Below are 24351 nucleotides of genomic sequence, written 5' to 3'. Positions count from 1 at the left end.
GGGGAGACGGGCTCTGCCGGATGCGAGAGCCCGTTGTTTCAAGCCGGAATATTGTCCGACGGCAGCAACAACTCGACACCCTGCTTACGAATACCATCGGCCGCGGCAGGGGCCAACGCGTCATCGCTAAGGATGATGTCGAACTGCTCGAGCCCGGCGATCCTGTACATACTGAAGGTGCCGTATTTCGAACTGCTGGCCACCAGCACCGCTTGCGAGGCCGATTGCATCGCGGCTTGCTTGACCTCCACCTTCAGCGCCGAAGGCGTGGTGAGGCCGCGACGCAAATCCCAGGAACTGGTCGATATGAAGGCGATATCGGTAACGACTTGACGCAAGGTGGCAACCGCCAGGCTGCCCACGCACGATTGATTCGAGTGATCCAGCTGCCCGCCGGTATGAATTACCGTGACATGGGGTGCGTCGATCAGTGCCTGGACAATACCGAAGTCGTTAGTCACCACGGTCATGCCGGAAAGCGCCTTGATGTGGGGGACGATTTCCAGTGTGCTGGTTCCCGCATCCAGGTAAATCGTCATATCGGCATGCAGTAACCCGGCGGCGAGCCTGGCCATGGCCTGCTTCTGTGGCAACTCGACCACCGCCTTGAACTGATGGCTGGGCTCACTATGGAGCTGGCTGGCGATCCGCACCCCACCCGTTACCGAGTAAGCACGACCTTCCTGCTCCAGCAACGCGATGTCGCGGCGAATGGTCATGTGCGAACAGTCGAACATTTCCATCAATTGATGAACGCTCAGCACCTGATGCTTGCGCAACTGTCGCAGCATCAATTCACGGCGCTGTTCAGGGATCATCGGTGCGCCGTTTTCGGTGGCGATGTCCTTTTGACTAGGCATTCTGGCTCCAAAGCGAGGAAAGCTGACGGTAAAGGAAACGGACAAACATAGTAGCGAATCTGCGGCTGGATCAGTAGCGCGACGATGTGACGAACCCTGCTCCGTCAGCAGGTGGTTGAGGTGATTCGCCAAAGCGAGGGCACCTCAACGATAGCGTCGGGGGCTAGAAACTGAACCGCTGCAGAATAACGCCCAGTCCGTCGGACATTGCCTTGAGTTCCTGGGTTGTGCGAACGATCCCGCTTTGGGCTGTGGCGTTCTCTTCCACACTTTGCGCCACTCTTTCGACGTTGCAGGCGACCTGTTCACTGGCGGCGCGTTGTTCCTGGAGCGACAACGAAATGAAACTGACGGCCTCAAGGGATTCGTCCAGTGCACCCTTGATCCTGCCCATGGAAACGCCCGCGCTTTCGACCAGTTTCTGGCCATGGGTCACGCGCTCGCAACCAGCGGCCATGCTGTCTTTGGCTTTGACCATGCCGCTTTGTATGGCATTGACCAAGGCAACGATTTCCGTGGTGGATTGGGCTGTGCGGGCGGCCAGGCTGCGCACTTCATCGGCGACCACGGCGAAGCCGCGACCTTGCTCGCCCGCGCGTGCCGCTTCGATGGCGGCATTGAGGGCAAGGAGATTGGTCTGTTCGGCGATGCCCCGAATCACACCGACAATCAGACTGATGTCGTTAGACTGAATCGCCAGTTGATCGATGTCCGATGAACTTTGTGTAACCAGATCGGCAATCTGGCCCATTTCCTCGATGGATGCCTGCATGACCGCCATGCCTTCGCTGGTGATTTCGCCTGCTTTCTGCGCAGTGCTCTGAGCCTGTCGAGCATTGTCGGCGATGTGAGTGATGCTTACGGAAAGCTCTTCTACCGTGGCCGCCATGGAGGAGGCTGTCTCGCTTTGCATGGCGGCGCTGCTCAATCCTTGCTCGGAGGACGCAGACAATTGCAACGTGGCACCTTCAATCTGCTCGGAGGCCTGGCTGATCTTGCCGATCATATCGCTCAGGCTGTGGCGCATCGCCTTGACGGAGTGCAGCACACCCGTCGACTGCTGTTGCTGATCGAACTGTGTAGCGACCAGTTTTCCCAGGGCGATATTCGAACTGATGGCGGCAAGTTCTGCCGGTTCGGCGCCGAGCTGGCGGCTCAACAGTCGGGAGAACCAGAACGTGTAGGCCACGCCCGCGATCAGCGCCAGTGCCAGAATCAACAGGCTGAACCGGAGACTGGAGGTATAGGCGATCTGGTTCTGCTCGAACTGGTGCTTGGCCTCCACCAGTTGAACCTCGATCAAATCGGAAAACTTGACTGACAAGGGATCGATCAGTGGATACAACTGATCTGTCGCGAAACGTGCGAGACCCGCGGCGTCGTTCTGGCGCAGCATGCCCTGCAAGTTTTGCAATGGCCCGTGGGTGGCGTCCATCAGCGGGTTGATTTGCGCGATTAAACGGGCTTCAGCGGGGATCAGCTGTGTCGATTTGTACGCTTGCCACGTGTGATCGATTTCCCGCTGCGCTTGCTCTATCCGGGTCAATGATTCAGCGTTGGTGAAGTTGCCATTGCGTGCCTTGTGGGTGGCATCGACGATGTCCACGGCGTACAGGTCAGCGATTTTTTTCAAGTCCCGCAGCGGCACGACTCGATCGAGATACACGGTCTCAAGACTGTGTACAGCGGATTGCATTCCCAAGAGTCCAAGCCCGCCGACGCACAACAAACCCAGTAGCAAAGTGCTGGTGAGCACAAGCAGATGAGTCCTGATTTTCCAGCTTTCCATAGTCCGTAGTTCCTGAGTCAGCTAGTCGATGGGCGAACGAGAGGTCAGCGTAAGCTGCAATGAAGGCACATTGGCATCATCTACGGAGATTAAGGAAAAAAAGATCGTGTGACCGGCGAGAATTTATGAAATTGCGACGTTTGATAACTACTCTGCTTGTTACCCCTGAGGGCTAAAGTCCCATGAGCGATTCGGATGCTCCGCCCCCCGTTCCTGAACCGGGTCGGATTACGCGCAGGCATACTGGCGATCTAACCAGCTGGAGCCGTTGGATGCCGGGGCTGCGGACGTTGGGCAGCTATAAAATGGCATGGTTGCAGCACGACATTGTGGCCGGACTCGTGCTCACCACCATGCTGGTGCCCGTCGGCATCGCCTACGCGGTGGCATCGGGGGTGCCCGGCATTTATGGCCTTTACGCGACCATTGTTCCATTGCTCGCTTATGCGTTGTTCGGCCCCAGCCGAATCCTGGTGCTGGGGCCGGATTCCTCATTGGCAGCCGTGATTCTCGCCGTCGTTCTGCCGCTGTCCGGCGGCGACCCGCATCGCGCGATCGCCCTCGCCGGCATGATGGCGATCGTCTCGGGAACGGTGTGCATCCTGGCCGGTGTAGCGCGGCTGGGTTTCGTCACCGAGCTGCTTTCCAAACCGATCCGCTATGGCTACATGAACGGCATCGCACTGACGGTATTGATCAGTCAACTACCCAGGTTTTTCGGTTTTTCGATCGAAACCGACGGACCGTTGAGAAACCTGTGGGCCATTGCCACCTCGGTGATGGATGGAAAAACCAACTGGACCACCTTCATGATCGGCGCGGCCACCGTGGCGGTCATCTTGTTGCTCAAGGACAAAAAACGCGTGCCGGGGATTCTGATCGCCGTGGCAGGAGCCACCGTCGCCGTTGGCGTGCTGGACCTTGCAGCCCACGATGTCGCGGTCCTCGGTTCTCTGCCCCAAGGCTTGCCTGCGTTTGCCATCCCCTGGATCAGCAGCGCCGATATCGTTCCGGTGCTGATCGGAGGTTGCGCCGTTGCGCTTGTCTCGTTCGCCGACACCAGTGTGCTCTCGCGTGTCTATGCGGCGCGGACCCAGACCTATGTCGATCCAAACCAGGAGATGGTAGGACTCGGCGTCGCCAACCTTGCCGGCGGTTTGTTCCAGGGCTTTCCGATCAGCAGCAGTTCGTCACGGACTCCCGTGGCCGAGGCCGCAGGCGCCCGAACCCAACTCGCCGGCGTGGTTGGAGCGCTGGCTGTTGCTTTATTGCTGGTGTTTGCCCCGGATTTGCTGAAGAACCTGCCCACCAGCGCACTGGCGGCGGTGGTCATCGCCTCGGCGATCGGCCTGATCGAAGTCGCCGACCTGCGACGGATCTATCGTATCCAGCGCTGGGAATTCTGGTTATCGATCGTTTGTACGGCAGGTGTGGCCGTATTCGGCGCCATCGAGGGCATTGGCCTGGCCATCGTCGTAGCGGTGATCGAGTTTCTATGGGATGGCTGGCGTCCGTATTCTGCGGTTTTGGGTCGCGTAAAAGGCGTTCAGGGCTATCACGACATCACGCGTTATCCGGAGGCGCATCGTATTCCCGGTCTGGTGCTGTTTCGCTGGGATGCGCCGTTGTTTTTTGCCAACGCAGAACTGTTCCATGACCGAGTGCTGGACGCCGTTGCGACATCGCCCACGCCGGTTCGTTGGCTGGTGGTCGCAGCGGAACCGGTCACCAGCGTGGATGTGACTTCCGCCGACATGCTGGCCGAACTGGACGAAGCCTTGAACGCGGCTGGCATCACGTTGTGCGTGGCCGAGATGAAGGACCCCGTCAAAGACAAGTTGAAGCGATTCGGACTGTTCGAGCGGTTTGGCGAAGCTGCGTTCTTTCCGACATTAGGCGTCGCCGTCCACAGCTATCTCAAGGTCCATCCGGAGGACCGGAAGGAAGGGCAGGACGAGGATCGCAAGTAGATCGGAGTCGGGGCGGTAGTCCGGCCCCGACGCAATCGGGCAGGCAACCCCGGTTACTTGCGCACGTTCTGGTACAGCATCAACCTTGAAGTTTCATGCATGCCGCGGGTCAGTTCCACGAGGCGCTTGAACTCGTCAGGATTTTGCCGGGCCACGTTGTCCAGCGGCGTCGGTGAGGCCAGGTCGTGCAGCGTCGGCGAGCTGCCGTCGTGCTGCATCTGCACCATGTAGTGTTGAGTGACGCCCGCAATCAACGGGAACGTGCCTTCACGCAGCACCAACGGCACCACGCGTTCACCTTCGGGCGCAGGCTGCTGGATATCACGCCCCAGGCCGCTGTTGCGAAACTCGAGGCCAGCCATGCCCGCCACGGTTGGCAGCAAGTCCACCAGACCGACTGCTTCCTTGACGGTCCGCGTGCCGAGCAGACCCGGTGCGTGGATGATCATTGGCACGGCGTTGCTTTCCAGACCCAGTTGCTCATAAGCCGGTGCCAGGAAGGGGATCTGGGCGATACGGGTGTTATGGTCGCCAAACAGCACGAAAATGGTGTTGTCGTAGTAACCCCCTTCCTTGGCAATTTCCATCAAGCGTCCGATGTTGAAGTCCAGCAAGCGCACGGCATTGTACTGCTCGACACTGCGTGACCCTGCGGCCTGAACTTCCGCCAGGGTAGGGTGCTTGACCTCGAATCCATCATTGCTCTCGGGAATCGTGAAGGGGCGATGGTTGCCGGCCGTCTGCACATAGGCAAAGAACGGTTTGTCCTTGGGCAGTGCCTGCAGGATCTTGTCGGTTTCCTTGAACAGATCCAGATCTGAAATCCCCCAGACATCCACTACCGGGGATTTCCAGTCTCGCTCTTCGAGCAAACGAACGCCGTCGATACTTTGCCGAATCAAGGCGTTCATGTTGGCCCAACCGGAGTTGCCGCCAATGGTGTAAATCTTCTCGTAACCGGTGAAGGCATTGATCAGTGTGTGCTGCTTGGTGATCAGCGGATTACGCGTCGCGGTTTCCTGACGAGTGACGTCTGGAACCCCGCTAATGCTGGCCCAAACGGTTTTTGCGGTTCCGGTGACTGGCACATAGAAGTGCTCGAAGAACCAACTCTGCGTGGCCAGACGATCGATATTGGGCGTCGGATTGATCGGGTTGCCATAAGCCCCGACGGCACTGGTGCCCAGCGACTCAAGCATGACAAACATCACGTTCGGCGGCCGTGTGCTCGATACTTTGTAGGGCTGTGGCGCCTGGTGACGGACAAAATTCAGGGTTTGCGGGTCGGGCTGGTCAACCCCCAGGTACTTGGCAATCACGGCGTAGTGTTCACGCACCTGCGCTTCGTCATAGCGCGACTGGCCGACCTTGACCGTGTCGTAGAGGAAAATCACCGGGTTCAGGCCCAGCGCAGCGACCTGGTTATTGCCGGAGAAGAACGCATCGCTCCAGCGCAATGGAACCGGGTTTTCAAGGTTCATGTTCTCGACACGGCCCAAAATACCCAACAGCACCAACACGACCATCAACGCGCTACCCCATGTGGCGGAGAGCGGGTGAATGGCTTTGCGGGCTCGGTCCAGCGTCACGCGCTCCAGGCGCACCAAGGCCCAAGTCACCAGTGCGACCGTCGCCAGCCACCCCAGTGAAATCCAGATAACCGGGTAGGTTTGCCAGACCATGTCACGGGATATTTGCGCGTCCTCGATGAAGCGCAGCACGGTGGCGTTGATCCTCACGCCCAGGTAGGCGTAATGGCCGAAATCGACGATATAGATCAGCAGCAGGGCGCCCATGGCGGCTGACACATACACGCGTGCCAATCGGCGGAGCAGGCGGCTGCTGACAAGATTCCAGCGCGGCATCCAGGCCAGCAACGCCAGTGGCAGCATTAGCAGGATGGCCAGGCGCAGATCGAAACGAAAGCCGATGCCCAGGGTTTCCAGGACTGCATTTTCGTCGCTCAACGCTCTGGCGTCGAAACCGGAAAAACCGAAAAAGAACACCACCCGCAGCAATGCAAACAGCACAAACGCAATCGCTGTTGCGCCTAGCCAATAATGCAAACGTCTCGATCGCAGCCAACCCATCCCTGTTCCCCTGTTAAAAATGTCGTTGAATTTCAAACGGATCTGGAGTCTTTGACTGATTCACGCAGCGTGTTTAACCGGCCATACGTCCAGCGCACCGCCAGCACCAGCAGTGCCGCGCAGCAATACAGCCCCAGCAGCGGATCAACCAGGTAATCCCAATAGTTATGCGAAGGTTTCACCCCGGCGATGAAGGCCAGGGTCGCAGTGGCCAGCATCACGGCGGCCAGGTAACTGCGCAGGTAAAACAAACCTGCGGTGAACAGGGCGACGAAGATCAGCATCGGGCGCGGGCTGAAGCCAAATCGGTAAGGGTCCAGATCACTTAATCCTAGCGTTGCCGGATAGAGCACCAGCGCCATCGCAGCGAAAATGATCAATACGCTGGTCGTGCCTTGCTGCGCTGGCGGCAGGAAACCCAGTCGACGCAAACAGCCCCACGCCATGAACACCAAGGTCGTGACCGCGAGGTCATCAATGTGGCTGCGCAAGTACGCAGCCAACGACAAGCCATCCAGCGGTATAAAGCTGGCTGCCTGCAATGTGATCAACAGCGCGATCTGCGCGGTCCTCTTTAAGCCAAAAGAAGGCAGCAACAGAAAGATGATCATTGTGAAGCTGATATGGGCTTGCCACAGGTTGATCATTTGGCCTGCTCCGACAGCCATGCATCATTGAAGGTGACGTGCTTGATGAAAGTGTTGTTCCAGGAATAAACCAGGTGATACATACCGTCGGGACTTCGGATGAAGTACGGGTATTCATATTCGAAACTGCAGCCTTGATCGTCACAGACCCGGCCGTCGAGGTTGTTCAGGAACTGCGTCTCCAGCGGCCGGCGAAGTGCGCCACTGGATCCGCGAAACTCTCTGCCGATGATCTCCTTGTAAACCTCGGGTGAAAACGTATCGCCCTCTGGATCCGGTGATTTGTCGAGGTCCCGTAGCGAGCGCCAATCGTCCATTTTTGCATCGGTACCATAAAGACTCAGTTTGAAGCGCCCGTCCTGCAAGTCATTGAGTGCCACCAGCACCCCATGTTCGGGCGTCGCGACGGCCGCCAACGAGGAATTCGGATTCGAGGGGTCGAGCGGATAAGGTTCGCTCCACGTTTGCCCGGCGTCTTCAGTGCGGGTCGCCAGCACACGGTGGTGGGTGTCGCCGGCATAGCGCAGCAAGGCGATAGCGCGCTGCCCATCCAGCGGAACGACCGTGGGTTGCAATGAATTATTGCCGTGGCTGATGCGGAATTTATCGATCACCTCACCGTCTGCGCTCAGGTACAGGTACTCGGAAAACTTGCCCAGGAATTCGTGGTAGACCGGTAAGCCGATGGAACCGTCGGCATGAAACACCGGGGCCGAACGTACCAGGGTGCTGATATTCAGAAAGGGTGAGGTGATCAACTGGCGTGGTTCGGACCATTGGCGACCATAGTCGTCAGAGACCATCACATTGACCGCACTACCGGCCCAGCCCCCCATGGACACGGAAACGTAGAACAACCAGAGGCGGTTGTCCGGTGCCAGCGCCACGACCGGGTTGCCCAGTTTCCGGATGTATTTTCGAGTGCCCTGTTGGGTCGAATCCCGAGTCGCCAATACCTGTTCCGCACCCCATTCACCGGTTTTCGCGTCGAAGCGGGCAGAGCGCACCTGCACGTCGGCTGCACCTTCGCGAGTGCCGGCGAACCAGACCGCCATCAGGCTACCGTCAGGCAGGGCGGTTACCGCCGAGGAATGCACGAAGTCCACCAGCCCGGATGAGGCAAAACGACTGGTATAGATGGGTTTGGCGACTTGATCAGCCACAGCGCCCACCGGATTCATCAGGGCAAAGGAAGAATGCACAGGAGCAGGGTGGGTGAACCATGCGGCCGCAAACAGGCAAGAAAGGGCAACGTAAACCCAAAAGGAAGGAAGGCAGGGTAGTTGGATGCGCATAATTAAGGCTGTGCATCTCATGGCCAGTTCAGGCAGCTCAACCTAACACTTGTACTTACAGACTCGGTCTTTAGCGAGCTGCTGCTTTGTAAGCAAATGTTTGTAGCGCGTCATTCGACCCTGCTTGTAGTAAAGACTACTTATATATCAATGGGTTATATCCAACATCAGGAGCCAGGCCAATAATCGAAAACCTGATCTCGACGGCGGATGACTAGACTGAAATTCACAACAACTCCAGAGCTACCGGCATCACTGTGCAGATCCATGGAAAATAAGGCTGCACGTTCATCATTCACCGGGCCAATTCAGGGTGAGCGGGTGATGCCGGGCGTCGCGGCCTATTCGGTCTCCAAAGCTGCCGTCGTGCATTAAAGACCGATCCATTACTGATCTACTTGCGCCTTTATTGCCAAAACATTGCAGGGCACCTTATACAGCACGTGCTCTGTAGTACTGCCGATCAGTTTGTGCAGCCCTTTTCGATGCGTATCTCCCATTATGATCACATCGGCTCGGCTATGGGCTGCGAAGTCGGACATCACTTTGGTTGGCGGCCCTTCAATGAAGTGTTGTCGTTCAGAGGGAACGCGGTAGCTTTCAGCCAACGTAATGAAGGACTTATGCAGTGACCGACGTACGTCGGTGCTGAAGCCTGGCATCGTCACGGCGCCGGCGCCGGCGTCAGAGATATGTGTTTGCGAGGGATCGAAGGCGTGCAGCAGGTGCAGCTCTGCATTGCACTGCATTGCCATCCGCTGCGCTGCCACGATGATCCGATCGTTGAGGTCAATAATCTGGTGCTCTGGATGCGACAGATCCACTGCTGCCACTATCACCCGCGGAAGTGGACACCTGACTTCGCTGACCAGATGAACAGCAACCGGGCAATCGCGCACCAGATGCCAATCCAGAGGCGTGACGAATACGCGTTTGAGTGCTGATTCGTGGTGTACGTCCTTGATAACCAGGTCCGGTTGCAAGTCCTCCACATGCTGAAGGATTTCTTGCAGTACGTCCCGAGCCAATACAACTTCGGTGGTCACCGTAATGCCATTGCCACGTATCAGTTGGGCTTCATCTTGCAGCCACTTCTGGTTCTCTTGCTGACAGATTTCGCGAAATTGCTCATTCCCGCTCATCAACCCCAAGATGTCGACGTCTTCAATGAACACCGCGATATGCAGCACTGCGCCAGTGGCTTTGGCAAGTGCGACTGCCCGCTCCATCGCCGGTGTGTGACGCATGGTTGGACCGACAATCAGAAAGAGGCGTTGATATTGGCTCATGTCGCACCTCCAGCATTCTGGGTTATCCGTTAGTTTTCGCCAGCACTCTCGTCCGCCACACCATTGGCGACCTCCTGCCGCTTCAACTTCCCGGATCGCCAATACCAATATACGCCTGCATTCAGTGAATGCTTGCGGGACGAATTGCTCTCGCAAGATCCTGGAAACGCACCTGCAAGCGTTTGTCGATCGTGGCCGAATCAACAAATGGGCGATCCCCAAACAGTTCAAGTTCGTCGCCGAGATCCCAAAGACCAGCGTCGGCAAAATCAACAAGAAGCTCATCCGAGAGGGCGCACTGAACTGAAGGGCTCGGGCGGTACCCGTTGTCCATTGCAGCTGGTGACCCAGGTGTATCTCGCTACTCTGGGTCAACAGTCACCGCCTTCCAACTGTCATCTGGATCAAAGCGCTTTACCGACCGGGCCCATTTTCCACTGTATGGAGGAATTTAAGAGGATCTGACCATTATGCTTGTAACCAGACGTGAAATCGGTCACTAATCTTAAGAATTTACGACTGAGGGTAAGCGGTAATCATGGGTCAAACAGTCTCCAACTCAACTCCTGCTCGCGGCCCGGCCGATCACGATGTACGCACTCAGATCGTCGCCGCCGCCACCGAGCACTTCAGTCATTATGGCTACGAGAAGACGACCGTCTCCGATCTCGCTAGATCTATCGGTTTCTCCAAGGCCTATATCTACAAGTTTTTCGAATCCAAGCAGGCGATTGGCGAGATGATTTGTGCCAATTGTCTTAGCCAAATCGAGGCTGAGGTGAGGGCTGCGGTCAACGAAGCCGATCACCCGCCGGAGAAGCTACGAAGGCTGTTCAAGGCGATAGTCGATGCGAGCCTTCGCCTTTTCTCCCAGGATCGCAAGCTCTACGAGATTGCCACTTCGGCGGCGTCCGAGCGCTGGGGGGCGACGATCGATTATGAGGAGCGCATCCGCGAATTGCTTCAAAACATTCTGCAGGAAGGTCGCGAAAGCGGAGACTTCGAGCGCAAGACGCCTCTGGATGAGACCGTCATGGCGGTCTATCTGGTCATTCGGCCATACCTTAACCCGCTGCTCTTGCAGCACGGCTTCGATTACATCGATGAGGCGCCCGGGAAATTGTCCAGTCTGGTGCTGCGGAGCCTCTCGGAGTGAACGCTACGCGATGGTGACTATTGACTAAAATAGTCACTGGATACAAAGTGAGCGTCCCGATCCTTTTGTGTATGGGACTCTCATGCTCCTGCGCCGTTTTGCCCAACCTGTTTTTATCTGCGTGTTGCCGCTTGCATTGGTCGCTTGCGGCGAAACCTCGCAAGCCGATCCCCGCACTAAATTGCCGCTGGTGCGTGTCGCTATTGCTGAAACGACAGCGCCGGCGCCGCGTGCTTTCACCGGGATCGTAGCGGCTCGCGTCCAGAGTGATTTGGGCTTTCGAGTCTCCGGAAAAGTATTGGAGCGACTCGTTGATAAGGGTCAGTCCGTCAAGCGCGGCCAGATCCTGATGCGTATCGACCCTGTCGATCTGAAGCTGGCCGCTCATGCGCAGAGCGAAGCGGTCGCGGCTGCCCAAGCGCGAGCGAGGCAGACCGCCGATGAAGAGGCTCGTTATCGGGTGCTTCGTGGAACGGGCGCGATATCGGCTTCCAGCTACGATCGATTCAAGGCGGATGCCGATTCGGCCAGGGCTCAACTCAGCTCAGCCCAAGCCCAGGCGCAAGTGGCGTTCAACGCAACCCGGTATGCCGAACTACTGGCGGATTCCGATGGCATTGTCATGGACACGCTCGTCGAGCCCGGTCAGGTCATCGGCGCTGGGCAGGTCGCAGTGCGCGTGGCGCATGCGGGGCCTCGGGAGGCGGTGATCCAATTACCCGAAACCCTACGCCCGATGGTAGGTTCTGTCGCGCAGGCCACGCTCTTCGGCAAGGAAGGCAGCAATGTTGAAACCAAGCTGCGACAGCTATCGGAGGTTGCGGACAGCCAGACCCGTACGTTCGAAGCGCGCTACGTACTGAATGGCGAGTTGGCCAACGCTCCTTTGGGCGCCACCGTCACACTGCAAATTCCAAGCGAGTCTTCTTCCCCACATGCAGGCTTTGCACAGGTGCCGATCGGCGCCCTTTACGACGCAGGCAACGGCCCAGGTGTGTGGATCATTAAGGGCGAGCCTCCGCAGGTTCACTGGCAGCCAATTGTCGTTCAAAACCTTGGTGATGAACTCGCTGGAGTCTCCGGCGAGCTGAAGCCAGGCGAGCGGATCGTCGCGCTGGGCGCCCACTTGTTGCACGAAGGTCAACCCGTGCGGGTAGCTAGTCAAGACAATGTGGCAGCGGCTGAGAGGGTTCGTCCATGAGCGAGGGCCGCTTCAATCTGTCGGCACTCGCTGTACGCGAGCGTTCCGTTACTCTCTTCCTAGTCTGTCTGATCTCTGTAGCCGGCTTGGTAGCGTTCCTCAAGTTGGGGAGGGCGGAAGATCCGGCATTTACGGTCAAGGTGATGACCATCGTCACGGCTTGGCCCGGGGCTACGGCACAGGAAATGCAGGATCAGGTAGCGGAAAAGATCGAGAAGCGCCTTCAGGAACTGCGATGGTACGACCGTAGTGAAACCTATACGCGACCCGGACTGGCGTTCACGACACTCACTCTGCTCGACAGCACGCCGCCATCGCAGGTGCCGGAAGAGTTCTACCAAGCGCGTAAGAAGGTCAGTGATGAAGCAAAGGGGCTCCCGGAGGGCGTGATCGGGCCGATGGTCAACGACGAGTATTCAGATGTCACGTTTGCCCTGTTTGCTCTTAAGGCTAAGGGCGAACCACAACGATTGCTGGTGCGGGATGCGGAGATGCTGCGTCAGCGATTACTGCATGTAGCAGGGGTGAAAAAGGTCAATATTGTCGGGGAGCAACCTGAGCGAATCTATGTTGAATTTTCCCATGAGCGTTTGGCAACGCTGGGAATCGGCCCACAGGAGGTATTTGCCGCCGTCAACGGACAGAATGTATTAACTTCTGCCGGTTCTGTGGAAACAAAAGGGCCGCAAGTATTCGTTCGACTGGACGGCGCGTTCGACCAATTGGAGAAAATTCGCGACACACCGATTGTCGCGAATGGTCGTACTCTCAAGCTGTCGGATGTCGCCACCGTTAAGCGAGGCTATGAAGACCCCACAACCTTCATGATTCGCAACGGTGGCGAGCCGGCGTTACTGCTTGGCATCGTCATGCGCGATGGTTGGAACGGACTGGATCTGGGCAAGTCGCTGGACACTGAAGTGGGTGCGATCAATGCAGAGCTGCCGTTGGGCGTGAGTCTGACCAAGGTCACTGATCAGGCCGTCAACATTAGTTCGGCGGTCGATGAGTTCATGATCAAGTTCTTCGTCGCGTTGTTAGTGGTGATGCTGGTGAGCTTTCTCAGTATGGGTTGGCGCGTTGGCGTGGTGGTCGCTGCGGCGGTACCACTGACCCTGGCAATGGTCTTTGTGGTAATGGCCGCAACCGGCAAGAACTTTGACCGTATCACTCTGGGTTCACTGATTCTGGCCCTAGGGTTGCTGGTAGATGACGCTATCATCGCCATTGAGATGATGGTGGTGAAGATGGAGGAGGGCTACAGCCGCTTTGCCGCTTCCGCATACGCTTGGAGTCACACAGCTGCGCCAATGTTGTCGGGCACACTGGTAACAGCTGTCGGCTTCATGCCCAATGGATTTGCCCGCTCTACTGCTGGCGAGTACACCAGCAATATGTTTTGGATCGTCGGAGTTGCCTTGATCGCCTCGTGGCTGGTCGCTGTGATATTCACGCCCTATTTTGGTGTCAAGTTGCTACCTGACATCAAGCGGATCGCTGGCGGTCACGATGCGCTCTACGATACGCCGCGCTACAACCGCTTCCGTCAGATGCTGATGCGTGTCATCGCTCATAAGTGGCTAGTCGCTGGTGCCGTGGTCAGTCTCTTCATAGCAGCCGTACTCGGGATGGGGCTGGTCAAAAAGCAGTTCTTCCCGATCTCTGACCGCCCCGAAGTGCTTGTAGAAGTGCAGATGCCCTACGGCACCTCTATAAGCCAGACTGGCGAAGCTTCAGCGGAAGTGGAGGCTTGGCTGGCAGATCAAAAAGAAGCCCGCATCGTCACCGCTTACATAGGCCAGGGTGCGCCACGTTTCTACATGGCGATGGGGCCGGAGCTTCCTGACCCGTCGTTCGCCAAAATCGTGATCCGAACCGATAATGAGCAAGAGCGCGAGGCGTTGAAGCATCGTTTGCGCCTAGCGATTTCCGAGGGCTTGGCTGCGCAGGCACGGGTGAGGGTGACTCAGCTTGTATTTGGCCCCTATTCACAGTGCCCTGTTGCCTATCGGGTGACCGGCCCGGAGCCAGGAAGGCTACGTGATATTGCTGCTCAGATGCAGCAAGTTATGGTTGCCAGTCCCATGATGCGCACAGTCAACAGCGACTGGGGCTCTCGCACGCCTGCCCTGCACTTCACTTTGCAGCAGGATCGCTTGCAGGCACTCGGACTGACTTCCAGCGCCGTCGGGCAACAATTGCAGTTCCTATTGAGTGGTGTTCCCGTAACCGATGTGCGAGAGGACATTCGTACGGTGCAGGTGGTAGCTCGTTCAGCGGGGGGTGTCCGCTTCGACCCCGCCATGATCATGAACTTCACGTTAGCCGGTGCCAACGGACAACGTATCCCACTGTCGCAGGTTGGAGAGGTTGATGTGTGGATGGAAGAGCCGGTCATGCGCCGGCGCGACCGCGTTCCGACGATCACTGTTCGTGGCGATATCGCTGAGGGCTTACAGCCTCCTGATGTATCAACGGCTATCTCCCAACAGCTGCAACCCATTATGGAGAAATTACCGAAGGGTTATCGCATCGAGCAGGCGGGCTCTATCGAGGAGTCCGGTAAAGCTACGGAAGCGATGTTGCCGCTGTTTCCGATCATGCTAGCCCTCACTTTGATCATCCTTGTGCTGCAGGTGCGCTCGATCTCCGCCATGGTCATGGTTTTCCTGACCAGTCCGTTGGGGTTGATCGGTGTAGTGCCTACTCTGATTCTTTTTCAACAGCCATTTGGCATCAATGCGTTAGTTGGACTAATTGCGCTGTCGGGCATTCTTATGCGAAATACGCTGATTCTGATTGGGCAGATTCACCACAATCAGCAGGCAGGGCTGGATCCCTTCAACGCCGTGGTTGAAGCAACCCTACAGCGTGCCAGGCCGGTGGTTCTGACCGCACTGGCGGCGATTTTAGCCTTTATTCCTCTGACTCATTCGGTGTTCTGGGGAACGTTGGCCTATACGCTGATCGGTGGGACATTGGCGGGTACGGTACTGACTTTGGTGTTCCTGCCAGCCATGTATTCCATTTGGTTCAAGATCAAGCCAGACAGCCGCCGCGCCCTTGTAGTCCAGCCCGCATAATCCGGAAAGCGCGGCGGGGCCAACCCGCCGCGAAATTTCAAATATGTGCTGAAACGTCTAATTACACATCGCAGAGGAGAAGCTGATCGAAGGGATCAATCAGAAGATGCTGATTCAACAGCTAAAGCAGCTTGAAAAGGATGGGATTGTTCATCGGACTGTGTACCCGCAGGTGCCACCTAGAGTTGAGTATCAGCTCACCGATATAGGCCATGCGCATGGGCCATCCATTCAGGCTCTGATCGAATGGGCGGAATTGAGGCGGGAGCAGGGTTAACGCATTTCCCTTCCTGATGCATCGCGCAGTTCATTAGCAGATTTTGAGATTGAAAATTGATGGGGCGATGATATTCAGATGACAACTCTTTAGGCTTTGCGATTGGAAAGCGGGAATCACCGAGCGCTTGCGACGATGTTTCACTCGGAACGGTGTTTTACGAATCTCATGATAGACATTTTCTCCAATCACCGTTCCCCCTCTAACCCATTGACTGCAAAAGCCTTCAAATTATGATGCCAACAATCACCAGCAAAGCGATTCAAAACAATCGGCGATATTTGACAAAAATAGCGCCGTCCGTCGCTGATAACACAACTATGTCCTAGCGGTGGTACAACAGGTAGATCGAGTCGCTACATCAGGTAGCTACCATGTGCCCGCCCAAAACCCACCCCTCCAAGCCATCCCCAACGCATCCGAACGACGCGCCAGCCGCAGCTGCAAGCCCTGACGCGACAAAGGACTCAGTCAAGCCGTTACCCGGCCTTTGGGTTGTAGGAGGGCTGGCAAGGTACACCCGTGATTCCGACCTTCATCTGATCCGCGGCGGTCTCGGTTCCGAGGCCCGTATCCGGATCCAGCGTTGGAGTGATGGTGCAACTAGAACTGCTTATCGGAAGGATGTGACCGTGCTGTCGCCTAGCGCCGCCGTGGTGGGGTTCTGGGAAAAAGTACGTCATGAGAACAGCCGATTTGCCTTACGCAGCGGTTATCCGAATCCGCGTACCACCAACCTGTTAGATGAGCTCAAGCTATTCGTATTGAACAGTCACCATCACCATCAGGCATTTTCGCACCGAGAAGAATTCATTCGTGAGTTCGTAATCTTGGCGTCCTGGTGGCACACCCATCAAGAAGCTTACATTGAACGGCGCTTCGTCTATACGAACATCCGAATTTACTGCGACATGATTAATGTTGCGGCTCCTGGTTGGACGTTTGTGAGGAGGCGGTTGTGCCAGTTACATGTCTGAAACTCATCTGAGTACCGTGGTTTAGTTCGGACTGAACCGCTAGCGGCGTCACCAGAATGGGTTTCAGCTGGGGCAGGCTATACAAGGCCGACAAACGACAGGATGACTAGGACGATTACCACTGCCCCAACGATGTAGATGATATTGTTCATGAAAACTACCTCTTTATCTGAACGGGATTTCGACACCAAGGTGTCTAATACAAACGACACCACTGCTGACAATTCCGTTCCGCAAACCAGAGTCAGATGCGGCACCATCTCACCAATGTTCTGTTGCGATATTACGAACCTTCGCTCGTCGCCAAATGTCTATTAATGGACGTTTGCTCAAGTGCGAATCCTGCAACGGAGACGACTTAATGAGTAAAAGTAAACGCACCTCGCTTCATGCAAATTGGAGTTTTTGGTGTAACGTTAGAATAACAATCACGGAGAGATTTCCCATGTCCAAGCTCGCAGAGTTCCGTCAGCTCGAAAAACACTTAGCCGAACAGCTCCAAGCGCTAGAAGCGCTCAAGGGTGATGCTGGTCTGAAGCAAGAAATCGAATTTGAAACGAAGCTACGCGCCTTGCTTGCTACGTACGGCTACAGCTTGAAAGACATCATCAACCTGCTTGACCCACAAGCTAGTCGTCGCGCTCCAGCTGCCCAGTCGCAATCGGCCACCCGCAAGCCGCGCCAGGTGAAAGTCTACAAAAATCCAGAATCTGGCGAAGTCGTGGAAACCAAAGGCGGCAATCACAAAACGCTGAAGGAATGGAAAGCGAAATACGGTTCTGACACCGTAGAGTCCTGGCTGACCAAGTAATTTTGGTTTGAGTACAAAAAGGCCCGAGAGGGCCTTTTTTCTGTGTGGATTTATTCAGAACCGGTCTTAACTTGCTCACTAATAAGTTGGGCCAGTATCCGCACCGGTTCGGTAAAGCTCTGTCGAGACCTGTGTACGAGCCCGATATCACGGTGAAAGGTGTGCTGTCCGAGATCGAGCGCTCGTACACCTATGGGCCATTCCTGATGAGTTGCTGTCTGCGGCACCAGTGCTATACCAACGCCATTCTCCACTAGCTTAATGATCGCCTCTAGTTCATCCAGCTCGCAAACTTCCCGCAAGGTGAAATGCATCTGCCGAAGGAAGCGATCCACCTGCCTGCCCCCGAAGGATGATCGGTCGTACCGAATGAATGGTTGGCTGGAAAGTAGTTCTGACCAATCTTCTCCCGGCACGTCGCGCGGAACGATCAGCCGGTAGGGCTCAAGCGCCAAGGTCGTCCAGCGTAGATCGCTTTGAAGCGAGAAGGGTGGGCGAATGATTGCGGCCATGTCGATTTCGCCGGCATCCACGAGGTTGACCAACTCCATCGATAGCCCTGGGATTACGCGGGTTCGGCATTGCGGGCATTGTCGGTGAAACTTGGCTAGTGCATCTGGAAGATAGGAGCGCTGTACGGAAGCGATAGCACCGATGTTCACCAGAACGCTCGCAGGAAGTCCGACCGTGGTGGAGCCCAGATTGTCGTAAAGCCGAAGCAGCTCTTGCGCTTGCAGGAGTATTTGATGGCCCATCCTGTTGAGGTGGGCCGAGCGTCCCTTCCTGTCGAATATCTCAAAGCCGAGCTCGGCCTCCAGACGTTGAATCTGGGCGCTCACCGCTGCTTGGGTGAGGCCGATTTTATTCCCTGCAGCGGCAAACGTACCTTCCCGTGCAACGGCGATGAGTGTTTTGAGTTCTTTGATCATTCACAAATATTAATTGTGTTTCTAAGAAAATTATATTGATTTTTTTGTTTGGTTGGCCGCCCTACGATGTGCCTATCCCCCGGCAACTGCCCGAACCTATAAGCCGATGTCGGTGGGACGGCGGAACGTGAATCGTCGCGAAAAACCAACGACCAGCATTTATACGCTCCGTCCTTCACCAATAAAAAAACTGTATTGGAGTTCTGATGAGCCTCTCGCCTTTCCACCTCGCAATCCCCGTTTACAACCTTGCTGGCGCACGCACATTTTACGGCGAAGTGTTCGGCCTGGAAGAAGGTCGTTCCAGCAACCAGTGGGTCGACTTCAACTTTTATGGCCACCAACTGGTTATTCACGAACACCCAAAAACCGCTTCCCAGGAAAGCGTCCATAGCAACCCGGTAGACGGCCACGACGTACCTGTTCCGCACTTCGGCATCATCCTGGGCTGGGAAGAATGGGAGGCGCTGGCCGAGCGCCTGAAGTCTTTCGGCACAGAGTTTGTGATCGAACCCTACATTCGTTTCAAAGGGCAGGTCGGCGAGCAAGCCACCATGTTTTTGTTTGACCCTTGTGGCAATGCCCTGGAATTCAAGGCCTTCAAGGATATGAGCCAGCTTTTTGCAAAATAAGAAACGTGTTGGCACAACAGCGTTGTGCCATTTGAACTCAAGTGAGCTGGAAGCTCATGAATCTAGCAACTGCCAATTAATGCAGTCCTTTCATTCCAACAAGAAGGCTAGACATGAAACGTATTCCCTTGGTGTGGCAAATCATTGCCGGGCTGTTGCTTGGCGTACTTGTCGGTTGGTACTTCAATACGCATCCGTACTATCAGACATGGGTGAGTGCGGAGATCCTCAAACCACTCGGTGACATTTTTATCAAGATGATGAAGATGGTGGTTGTACCGATCGTGTTCTGTTGCATGATTCTGGGCATTGCAGGCGGTGGCGATAACAAGTCGTTTGGCCGTATGGGAATAAAGTCGCTGGGCTACTTTTTTGCGATTACGGCCTTGGCCATTGTCATCGGCTTGTGTTTCGCCAACGTTTTCGAGCCTGGTACGGGCACCGACATTTCCGGTATTTCGCGCGGTACTGCAGCGATCACTCTGGAGCCGTCTAAAGGCGCATTAGTCATCTTGCAGAACATCGTCCCTGACAACGTGCTGGTTGCTATGTCAGAAGCGAAATTGCTGTCCGTGCTGTTTTTCGCCGTGCTGTTAGGCATGGCATTCAACGCTCTGCCGAAGGACAAAAGCGCACCTTTCATCGCTGTGGTTCAGAGCCTTTCCGATGCTATGTTCAAGGTCGTCTCAATCGTCATGGCTTACGCGCCGATCGGTGTGTTTGGGATGATCGGGGCGACCGTGGCAACGTTTGGTTTCGCCTCATTGTTGCCGTTGCTCAAGTTAATCGGGGTGGTTTATCTGGCGCTGATTGTTTTCGCGTTGTTGATACTCGGCGGTATTTGCTACTTGATTGGCGAAAACATTTTCAAGTTGATCCGCTACTTTCGCAATGAGTTGATTCTGGCATTTTCGAGTGCCGCGTCAGCTGCCGTCATGCCGCAGTTGATGACGCGATTGGAGAGCTACGGTGTACCGCGTCGGATTGTCAGTTTTGTGGTGCCGGTGGGTTATGCGTTCAACCTGGATGGCGCATCGATTTTTCTCGGTGTGGCGACAATTTTCGTAGCGCAGCTCTATGGCATCGAACTGTCGCTGTCGCAGCAGATCCTGTTGGTGGTGACGATGGTTCTGACTTCGAAGGGCGCAGCAGGGGTGCCGGGTTTTGCCATCATCATCTTGTCAGCGACATTGGCGTCTGCCGGGTTGCCGTTGGAAGGGGTGGCGTTGATTGCCGGCATTTTCAGGATTATCGACAGCGGTACCACCACGTTGAACGTATTGGGCAATGCCATCGCACCTTTGGTGATCGCCAAGTGGGAAAGGGTCGAACTGGAACCCGCGCGGGCTCATCCAGCAGCTAGCGTCTAGTCGTTCGTCAGATATTGAATAGGACTTCTAGACGACCGGTCTAGTTTTGGTTAGGCTTTGCCCACTATGAAAAAACCTACTCAAGACATGCGACAACACATCATCGATGTAGCGAAGGCATTGATGACCCACAAGGGCTACACCGCTGTCGGTCTTATGGAAGTGCTGAAGGCAGCGAGTGTACCCAAAGGGTCGTTTTATCACTACTTCCGCTCCAAAGAGGAATTCGGCCAGGCACTATTGGAAGAATACTTTCAGGAGTACATCGGGCGGGTAGACGTTGTTATGGCGGCGCAAGGGACGGGCGCCGAGCGGCTCCTTGGCTATTTGCGCTATTGGGCGAAGACACAGGCGTTCGATCATCCCGAGGAGAAATGCCTGGTGGTGAAACTCGGCGCCGAAGTGTGCGACCTGTCGGAAGACATGCGCGGCGTACTGGAGGAGGGCACCGCGATGATCATCCAGAGAATCACGCGGTGTGTTCAGCAAGGAGTGGCTGATGGCTCCATCACTTCGACCCAGGACGCAGAAACACTGGCTGAGTCGCTGTATCAATTGTGGTTGGGGGCATCACTGCTGGTGAAAGTCCGCAATACAACAGCTGCCTTTGACACGGCACTAATGACGAGTGAGCGCCTGCTGGCATAGGGGCGTTTTTTTTAAGATTTTTACTAGACGACCGGTCTATTCGCCTGGAGTTTTTATGACTGATATTGCTGTAGACACCGACCTTTTTTCGCCCATGAATATGGGCGCGCTGCAACTGGCTAACAGAATTGTAATGGCGCCCGTGACACGCAGCCGAATGGCCGACGACGGCATGCCGAATGAAATGCACGCGACCTATTACGCTCAGCGTGCCACTGCCGGTTTGATCATCGCCGAGGCGACGAACATTTCTGCTCAGGGGCGAGGCTATGCCATGACGCCGGGTATCTGGTCGGAGCAGCAGGTGGCTGGCTGGAAAAAAGTCACCGATGCAGTGCATGCCGCCGGCGGAAAAATCGTCAGCCAGTTGTGGCACGTAGGTCGCTTCTCCAGCGTTGAGTTGCAGCCAAACGGCGAAGCGCCGGTCGCGCCCTCGGCAATCAAGGCCGAAGGTACCACCTATACCAACAATGGCATGGTCGAAGTGTCCATGCCTCGGGCGCTTGAGACTTCAGAGATCCCGGGGATCATCGAGCAGTACAGGCATGCGGCAGAAAATGCCAAGCGAGCCGGTTTCGACGGTGTGGAAGTCCATTCTGCCAACAGCTATCTGCTCGACCAGTTCCTGCGTGATTCCACTCTAGCTTTTGACGGCGTAAGCCTGTTCCATCTTTCTGTGCAAGGAGTGGTGCTGGGGATAGTTCAATCCGCACCTGGTGAACCTCAATACGAGGTCAGCTACTGCGCAGAGTCGCCGGGTATGGTGAGTAGCGACCAAGGCATCGGCTTGGAGGTCACTCATGGCCTGGAACTGATGGAGGCATCTGATGTAATTGTCATTCCAGCGTGGGGCGATCAATCGGTCGCTGCATCTGCACAGCTTGTGAAAGCCTTACAGCTCGCTAATGCCCAAGAAAAGCTCATCGTCGGGCTATGCTTGGGAGCATTTGTGCTTGGCGATGCCGGGCTGCTTGATGGCAAAGAAGCAACTACGCACTGGGCAGTCAGAGACGAGTTTGCGCGACGCTTCCCTGAAGTCCGTTTCAGGCCCGAGGTGCTCTACGTCAGTGCCGGCAATATCATGACCTCTGCGGGAACCGTGGCGGCAATCGATTGTTGCCTTCACTTGGTACGGCAGCGGCTCGGCGCCGACGTAGCGAATCGCACCGCGAAGATGCTGGTGACACCGCCGCACAGGCAGGGCGGCCAAGCTCAATACGTTGAGCATCCCGTGCCGCAGCTATCCAGCGAGACTCATTTGTCTGAAGTATTGGCGTGGGCCCGCCTGAGCCTGTCCAGTGATCTGTCGCTAGACGTGCTGGCGGACATGGCGAAAATGAGTCGGCGCACATTCACCAGGCGTTTTAGAGAGGCGACCGGCAGCACCGTCTCAAAATGGTTGAATGCTGAGCGAGTCGCCAGAGCACAACAGCTGCTCGAAACGACCGACCTACATATCGAGTGTGTCGCCGGTGAGGCGGGTTTCGGAACGCCTTTGTCGTTGAGACAACAGTTCGGCGTTCACCTCGGCACATCGCCTTCTGAGTATCGGCGAATGTTTTTCCGTGAAATGAGGCCAGGCCCGAAGGCGGGCGGCAGTGAGCACATTGCCGAGCCATCCACCCCTTCCCAGCTAAAGTTTTAATTATGCCTCTTAGCTCAGGCAGCAAGATTCCTAACGACAGCGAGCAGCGCCTGAAGCGGATGTAACCAGCGCGCGACTTCAGGTTGCCTGAACCATATCAGCCAGGCAGCCAGCCATAAGAATCGAACAGCGGCAGTTATGACGAAGGCAACACGCCATTCGTAACTGTTGACGACAATGCTCGGGCCCAACGCAGCAATCCCCGGGCCTATCAGGCTACCGGCATGGAACAGTGAGGTCGCCATTCCGCGCTCGCCGGCAGGCACCCATTCGCGCAGAGCGCGTCCCCCGGCGGGGTACGAAGTCGACCCTCCGACACCCATCAGCAAACGAGTGATCAGCATGGAGAAGAAACCCCCTGATGCTGCAGAGAGGAGGGGGGCGACAGACCAGACGCCGATGCCCCAGGCGTTGACCAGCCGAGTATCGTATCGATCCTCCAGCATTCCCATGGGTATGAGTGCGAAGAGGTAAAGCCATAAAAAGGAGGACAGCAGAAGGCCCAGCACGAAGGGGCTAATGTCGAATTCTTGAGTGTGGTGAGAGGCAATCGCCAAGGCTAACCGACAGACCCGGCTCAGGCTCGTAGCCGTAGTTAGCGCCCAAGATGAGGACAAAGACGTCGCACTGATCAACCTCTGTCAGGCAGGCATGCACGGAAGAATAGGTGCGGGCTCCAAAATGCGCGCTCATGACCGGCTTCATATCCAGAGCTTCTACGGCGTCCTTGGCAGCCGCTCTGAATTGCTCAAATCCCCTTACCACCGAGCTTATGAATACCTTCATCTGTTCCCCTCAAAATGCTGGCGCCTGTGGATTTGACTGATGCCTGGTGGGATTGTTTCCAGCAACCATCACCTACAGCGTTGGGTGCTCAGCGCCTTTGACCAGATGTCATGATCGCACCGCGAGCAGCGTGCTTCGTGTTCTTCAAGAATAGATTGTGCAAAGCCACAACTCACGCAGCAATAAAGTCCCGAAGCGGGCACTTTTATAAACTCCGCACGATGTTCTAAAGGTAGGACTGACAAGCCAGGGCGCAGGTCTTCTTGATCGTAAAAATAAAGACTGATGTCGCCATCTGTTTCCATAAGCGCCAATCTTACTTGGCCTAAGTGCTCAACGCCCCGTTGTCGAAGCTCCATCAATATTTCGCTCGATGAAATATTCAGCTTCTCTAAGGATTTAAGTTCATATAAGCCATTGCGAATGACGGTTACAGGTAGACCATCAATCCATGCTTCAAATTTCTTGCTTTTGGTCATGACCCAAACCGTCATGCGATAGAGCAGCAACAGCGTGAGGAAAACGACTGCAACGGGCAACAGTGGTACATCATGGTAGAAGGACACGTCTCCGGCAGCGGAGCCCAGCGTCAAAATCACGACCAACTCAAAAAGTGAGAGCTGTCTTATCCCGCGTCGGCCACTTGATTTTAAGAACAAGAAAACGGCAAGAAAGGCAAAAGCTGCCCGAAACCCTACCTCTAGCAAAAATGTTAGTGGAAACTCATCTATCAACATCCGTTGAATATCAAAGGGAGACATCATCACCTCTTTTTTGGTTTTTTAGATAATCATTGAATTGTGTGAGTCCTGCCCATCTAAAGCGTTACATCCTCTGAGTAGCTCCACGGGGGCGATGAAAACGGGCTAGTCGTGGAATTTGAATCTCCAATACAT

Annotated in this window: 20 protein-coding genes and 4 pseudogenes; 13 read left to right on the top strand and 11 right to left on the bottom strand. The window is 55.7% G+C overall.

Annotation, left to right across the window (positions count from 1 at the left end):
• Nucleotides 1-38: 38 nt before the first annotated feature.
• The 3 genes and pseudogenes from ACA073_RS13605 to ACA073_RS13595 all read right to left on the bottom strand — a co-directional run.
• Complete coding sequence (locus ACA073_RS13605) at nt 39-860, bottom strand: DeoR/GlpR family DNA-binding transcription regulator (RefSeq protein ID WP_497396814.1); 822 nt, start codon at nt 858-860, stop codon at nt 39-41.
• 163 nt (nt 861-1023) lie between these two features.
• Nucleotides 1024-1632 carry a methyl-accepting chemotaxis protein gene (locus ACA073_RS13600; protein WP_497404093.1) on the bottom strand — a complete coding sequence of 203 codons (609 nt, stop codon included), beginning with the start codon at nt 1630-1632 and terminating at the stop codon, nt 1024-1026.
• A 492-nt stretch (nt 1633-2124) separates the two neighbouring features.
• Nucleotides 2125-2649, bottom strand: a pseudogene (locus tag ACA073_RS13595) (Tar ligand binding domain-containing protein); the annotation flags it as partial.
• Nucleotides 2650-2831: 182 nt separating this feature from the next.
• Here ACA073_RS13595 and ACA073_RS13590 point away from each other — a divergent pair.
• Entirely contained in the window at nt 2832-4619 is a 1788-nt protein-coding gene (locus ACA073_RS13590) for a SulP family inorganic anion transporter (protein ID WP_497396812.1), read from the top strand.
• 53 nt (nt 4620-4672) lie between these two features.
• Here the strand turns inward: ACA073_RS13590 and ACA073_RS13585 are convergent, their stop codons facing one another.
• The 4 genes from ACA073_RS13585 to ACA073_RS13570 all read right to left on the bottom strand — a co-directional run bounded on the left by ACA073_RS13585 (nt 4673) and on the right by ACA073_RS13570 (nt 9940).
• Nucleotides 4673-6709, bottom strand: a complete 2037-nt coding sequence (locus ACA073_RS13585; RefSeq protein WP_497396810.1) for an LTA synthase family protein — start codon at nt 6707-6709, stop codon at nt 4673-4675.
• Nucleotides 6710-6741: 32 nt separating this feature from the next.
• The gene (locus ACA073_RS13580; RefSeq protein WP_497396808.1) at nt 6742-7356 is read right to left on the bottom strand and encodes a hypothetical protein; all 615 of its coding nucleotides are present in this window, start codon (nt 7354-7356) and stop codon (nt 6742-6744) included.
• Nucleotides 7353-8651 carry a sialidase family protein gene (locus ACA073_RS13575; RefSeq protein WP_497396806.1) on the bottom strand — a complete coding sequence of 433 codons (1299 nt, stop codon included), beginning with the start codon at nt 8649-8651 and terminating at the stop codon, nt 7353-7355. The genes ACA073_RS13580 and ACA073_RS13575 overlap by 4 nt, the downstream gene beginning before the upstream one ends.
• A gap of 386 nt (nt 8652-9037) precedes the next feature.
• Nucleotides 9038-9940, bottom strand: coding sequence for a universal stress protein (locus ACA073_RS13570; protein ID WP_497396804.1), 903 nt, complete (start codon nt 9938-9940; stop codon nt 9038-9040).
• A 136-nt stretch (nt 9941-10076) separates the two neighbouring features.
• Between ACA073_RS13570 and ACA073_RS13565 the strand changes: the two are divergent.
• The 7 genes and pseudogenes from ACA073_RS13565 to ACA073_RS13535 form a co-directional block, all read left to right on the top strand.
• Nucleotides 10077-10247: pseudogene (locus ACA073_RS13565) on the top strand (AMP-binding enzyme); the annotation flags it as partial.
• Between the two features lie 231 nt (nt 10248-10478).
• Nucleotides 10479-11096 (top strand): TetR/AcrR family transcriptional regulator, encoded by a 618-nt coding sequence (locus ACA073_RS13560; protein ID WP_497396802.1) that lies wholly within the window; start codon nt 10479-10481, stop codon nt 11094-11096.
• 82 nt (nt 11097-11178) lie between these two features.
• On the top strand, nt 11179-12297 hold the full coding sequence (locus ACA073_RS13555; protein WP_497396800.1) for an efflux RND transporter periplasmic adaptor subunit: 1119 nt from the start codon (nt 11179-11181) through the stop codon (nt 12295-12297).
• Nucleotides 12294-15380, top strand: a complete 3087-nt coding sequence (locus ACA073_RS13550) for an efflux RND transporter permease subunit (protein WP_497396798.1) — start codon at nt 12294-12296, stop codon at nt 15378-15380. Before ACA073_RS13555 ends, ACA073_RS13550 begins: the two co-directional genes overlap by 4 nt.
• A gap of 76 nt (nt 15381-15456) precedes the next feature.
• Nucleotides 15457-15657, top strand: a pseudogene (locus tag ACA073_RS13545) (winged helix-turn-helix transcriptional regulator); the annotation flags it as partial.
• A 374-nt stretch (nt 15658-16031) separates the two neighbouring features.
• Complete coding sequence (locus ACA073_RS13540; RefSeq protein ID WP_497396796.1) at nt 16032-16634, top strand: hypothetical protein; 603 nt, start codon at nt 16032-16034, stop codon at nt 16632-16634.
• Nucleotides 16635-17079: 445 nt separating this feature from the next.
• On the top strand, nt 17080-17445 hold the full coding sequence (locus ACA073_RS13535; RefSeq protein ID WP_497396794.1) for a histone-like nucleoid-structuring protein, MvaT/MvaU family: 366 nt from the start codon (nt 17080-17082) through the stop codon (nt 17443-17445).
• A 50-nt stretch (nt 17446-17495) separates the two neighbouring features.
• Here the strand turns inward: ACA073_RS13535 and ACA073_RS13530 are convergent, their stop codons facing one another.
• Complete coding sequence (locus tag ACA073_RS13530) at nt 17496-18374, bottom strand: LysR family transcriptional regulator (protein WP_497396792.1); 879 nt, start codon at nt 18372-18374, stop codon at nt 17496-17498.
• A gap of 206 nt (nt 18375-18580) precedes the next feature.
• Between ACA073_RS13530 and ACA073_RS13525 the strand changes: the two genes are divergently transcribed.
• From ACA073_RS13525 to ACA073_RS13505, 5 genes and pseudogenes are all read left to right on the top strand, one after another.
• Nucleotides 18581-19006, top strand: a complete 426-nt coding sequence (locus tag ACA073_RS13525) for a VOC family protein (RefSeq protein WP_046054868.1) — start codon at nt 18581-18583, stop codon at nt 19004-19006.
• Nucleotides 19007-19119: 113 nt separating this feature from the next.
• Nucleotides 19120-20376, top strand: coding sequence for a cation:dicarboxylate symporter family transporter (locus ACA073_RS13520; protein ID WP_497396790.1), 1257 nt, complete (start codon nt 19120-19122; stop codon nt 20374-20376).
• A gap of 66 nt (nt 20377-20442) precedes the next feature.
• Entirely contained in the window at nt 20443-21024 is a 582-nt protein-coding gene (locus ACA073_RS13515) for a TetR/AcrR family transcriptional regulator (RefSeq protein WP_497396788.1), read from the top strand.
• Nucleotides 21025-21079: 55 nt separating this feature from the next.
• A pseudogene (locus tag ACA073_RS13510) lies at nt 21080-21664 on the top strand (oxidoreductase); the annotation flags it as partial.
• A gap of 120 nt (nt 21665-21784) precedes the next feature.
• Nucleotides 21785-22669: a GlxA family transcriptional regulator gene (locus ACA073_RS13505; protein WP_497404091.1), complete on the top strand. Its 885-nt coding sequence runs from the start codon at nt 21785-21787 to the stop codon at nt 22667-22669.
• A 14-nt stretch (nt 22670-22683) separates the two neighbouring features.
• Here the strand turns inward: ACA073_RS13505 and ACA073_RS13500 are convergent, their stop codons facing one another.
• From ACA073_RS13500 to ACA073_RS13490, 3 genes are all read right to left on the bottom strand, one after another.
• Nucleotides 22684-23226, bottom strand: a complete 543-nt coding sequence (locus ACA073_RS13500; protein WP_497396786.1) for an MFS transporter — start codon at nt 23224-23226, stop codon at nt 22684-22686.
• A complete protein-coding gene (locus ACA073_RS13495) occupies nt 23186-23455 on the bottom strand; it encodes a DUF4062 domain-containing protein (protein WP_497396784.1) in 270 nt (89 codons plus the stop codon). The genes ACA073_RS13500 and ACA073_RS13495 overlap by 41 nt, the downstream gene beginning before the upstream one ends.
• 68 nt (nt 23456-23523) lie before the next feature.
• Nucleotides 23524-24216, bottom strand: a complete 693-nt coding sequence (locus tag ACA073_RS13490; protein ID WP_497266493.1) for a DUF421 domain-containing protein — start codon at nt 24214-24216, stop codon at nt 23524-23526.
• Nucleotides 24217-24351: the final 135 nt, after the last annotated feature.

The sequence above is a fragment of the Pseudomonas sp. LBUM1670 genome, assembly GCF_059695695.1.
This window is presented reverse-complemented; position numbering and strand designations above follow the sequence as displayed.

What these genes read in the sequence shown, in the direction of transcription:
- ACA073_RS13605 (WP_497396814.1), bottom strand. Translation starts at nt 860, where the DNA reads ATGCCTAGTCAAAAGGACATCGCCACCGAAAACGGCGCACCGATGATC.
- ACA073_RS13600 (WP_497404093.1), bottom strand. Translation starts at nt 1,632, where the DNA reads ATGCAGGCATCCATCGAGGAAATGGGCCAGATTGCCGATCTGGTTACA.
- ACA073_RS13590 (WP_497396812.1), top strand. Translation starts at nt 2,832, where the DNA reads ATGAGCGATTCGGATGCTCCGCCCCCCGTTCCTGAACCGGGTCGGATT.
- ACA073_RS13585 (WP_497396810.1), bottom strand. Translation starts at nt 6,709, where the DNA reads ATGGGTTGGCTGCGATCGAGACGTTTGCATTATTGGCTAGGCGCAACA.
- ACA073_RS13580 (WP_497396808.1), bottom strand. Translation starts at nt 7,356, where the DNA reads ATGATCAACCTGTGGCAAGCCCATATCAGCTTCACAATGATCATCTTT.
- ACA073_RS13575 (WP_497396806.1), bottom strand. Translation starts at nt 8,651, where the DNA reads ATGCGCATCCAACTACCCTGCCTTCCTTCCTTTTGGGTTTACGTTGCC.
- ACA073_RS13570 (WP_497396804.1), bottom strand. Translation starts at nt 9,940, where the DNA reads ATGAGCCAATATCAACGCCTCTTTCTGATTGTCGGTCCAACCATGCGT.
- ACA073_RS13560 (WP_497396802.1), top strand. Translation starts at nt 10,479, where the DNA reads ATGGGTCAAACAGTCTCCAACTCAACTCCTGCTCGCGGCCCGGCCGAT.
- ACA073_RS13555 (WP_497396800.1), top strand. Translation starts at nt 11,179, where the DNA reads ATGCTCCTGCGCCGTTTTGCCCAACCTGTTTTTATCTGCGTGTTGCCG.
- ACA073_RS13550 (WP_497396798.1), top strand. Translation starts at nt 12,294, where the DNA reads ATGAGCGAGGGCCGCTTCAATCTGTCGGCACTCGCTGTACGCGAGCGT.
- ACA073_RS13540 (WP_497396796.1), top strand. Translation starts at nt 16,032, where the DNA reads ATGTGCCCGCCCAAAACCCACCCCTCCAAGCCATCCCCAACGCATCCG.
- ACA073_RS13535 (WP_497396794.1), top strand. Translation starts at nt 17,080, where the DNA reads ATGTCCAAGCTCGCAGAGTTCCGTCAGCTCGAAAAACACTTAGCCGAA.
- ACA073_RS13530 (WP_497396792.1), bottom strand. Translation starts at nt 18,374, where the DNA reads ATGATCAAAGAACTCAAAACACTCATCGCCGTTGCACGGGAAGGTACG.
- ACA073_RS13525 (WP_046054868.1), top strand. Translation starts at nt 18,581, where the DNA reads ATGAGCCTCTCGCCTTTCCACCTCGCAATCCCCGTTTACAACCTTGCT.
- ACA073_RS13520 (WP_497396790.1), top strand. Translation starts at nt 19,120, where the DNA reads ATGAAACGTATTCCCTTGGTGTGGCAAATCATTGCCGGGCTGTTGCTT.
- ACA073_RS13515 (WP_497396788.1), top strand. Translation starts at nt 20,443, where the DNA reads ATGAAAAAACCTACTCAAGACATGCGACAACACATCATCGATGTAGCG.
- ACA073_RS13505 (WP_497404091.1), top strand. Translation starts at nt 21,785, where the DNA reads ATGGTGAGTAGCGACCAAGGCATCGGCTTGGAGGTCACTCATGGCCTG.
- ACA073_RS13495 (WP_497396784.1), bottom strand. Translation starts at nt 23,455, where the DNA reads ATGAAGGTATTCATAAGCTCGGTGGTAAGGGGATTTGAGCAATTCAGA.
- ACA073_RS13490 (WP_497266493.1), bottom strand. Translation starts at nt 24,216, where the DNA reads ATGTCTCCCTTTGATATTCAACGGATGTTGATAGATGAGTTTCCACTA.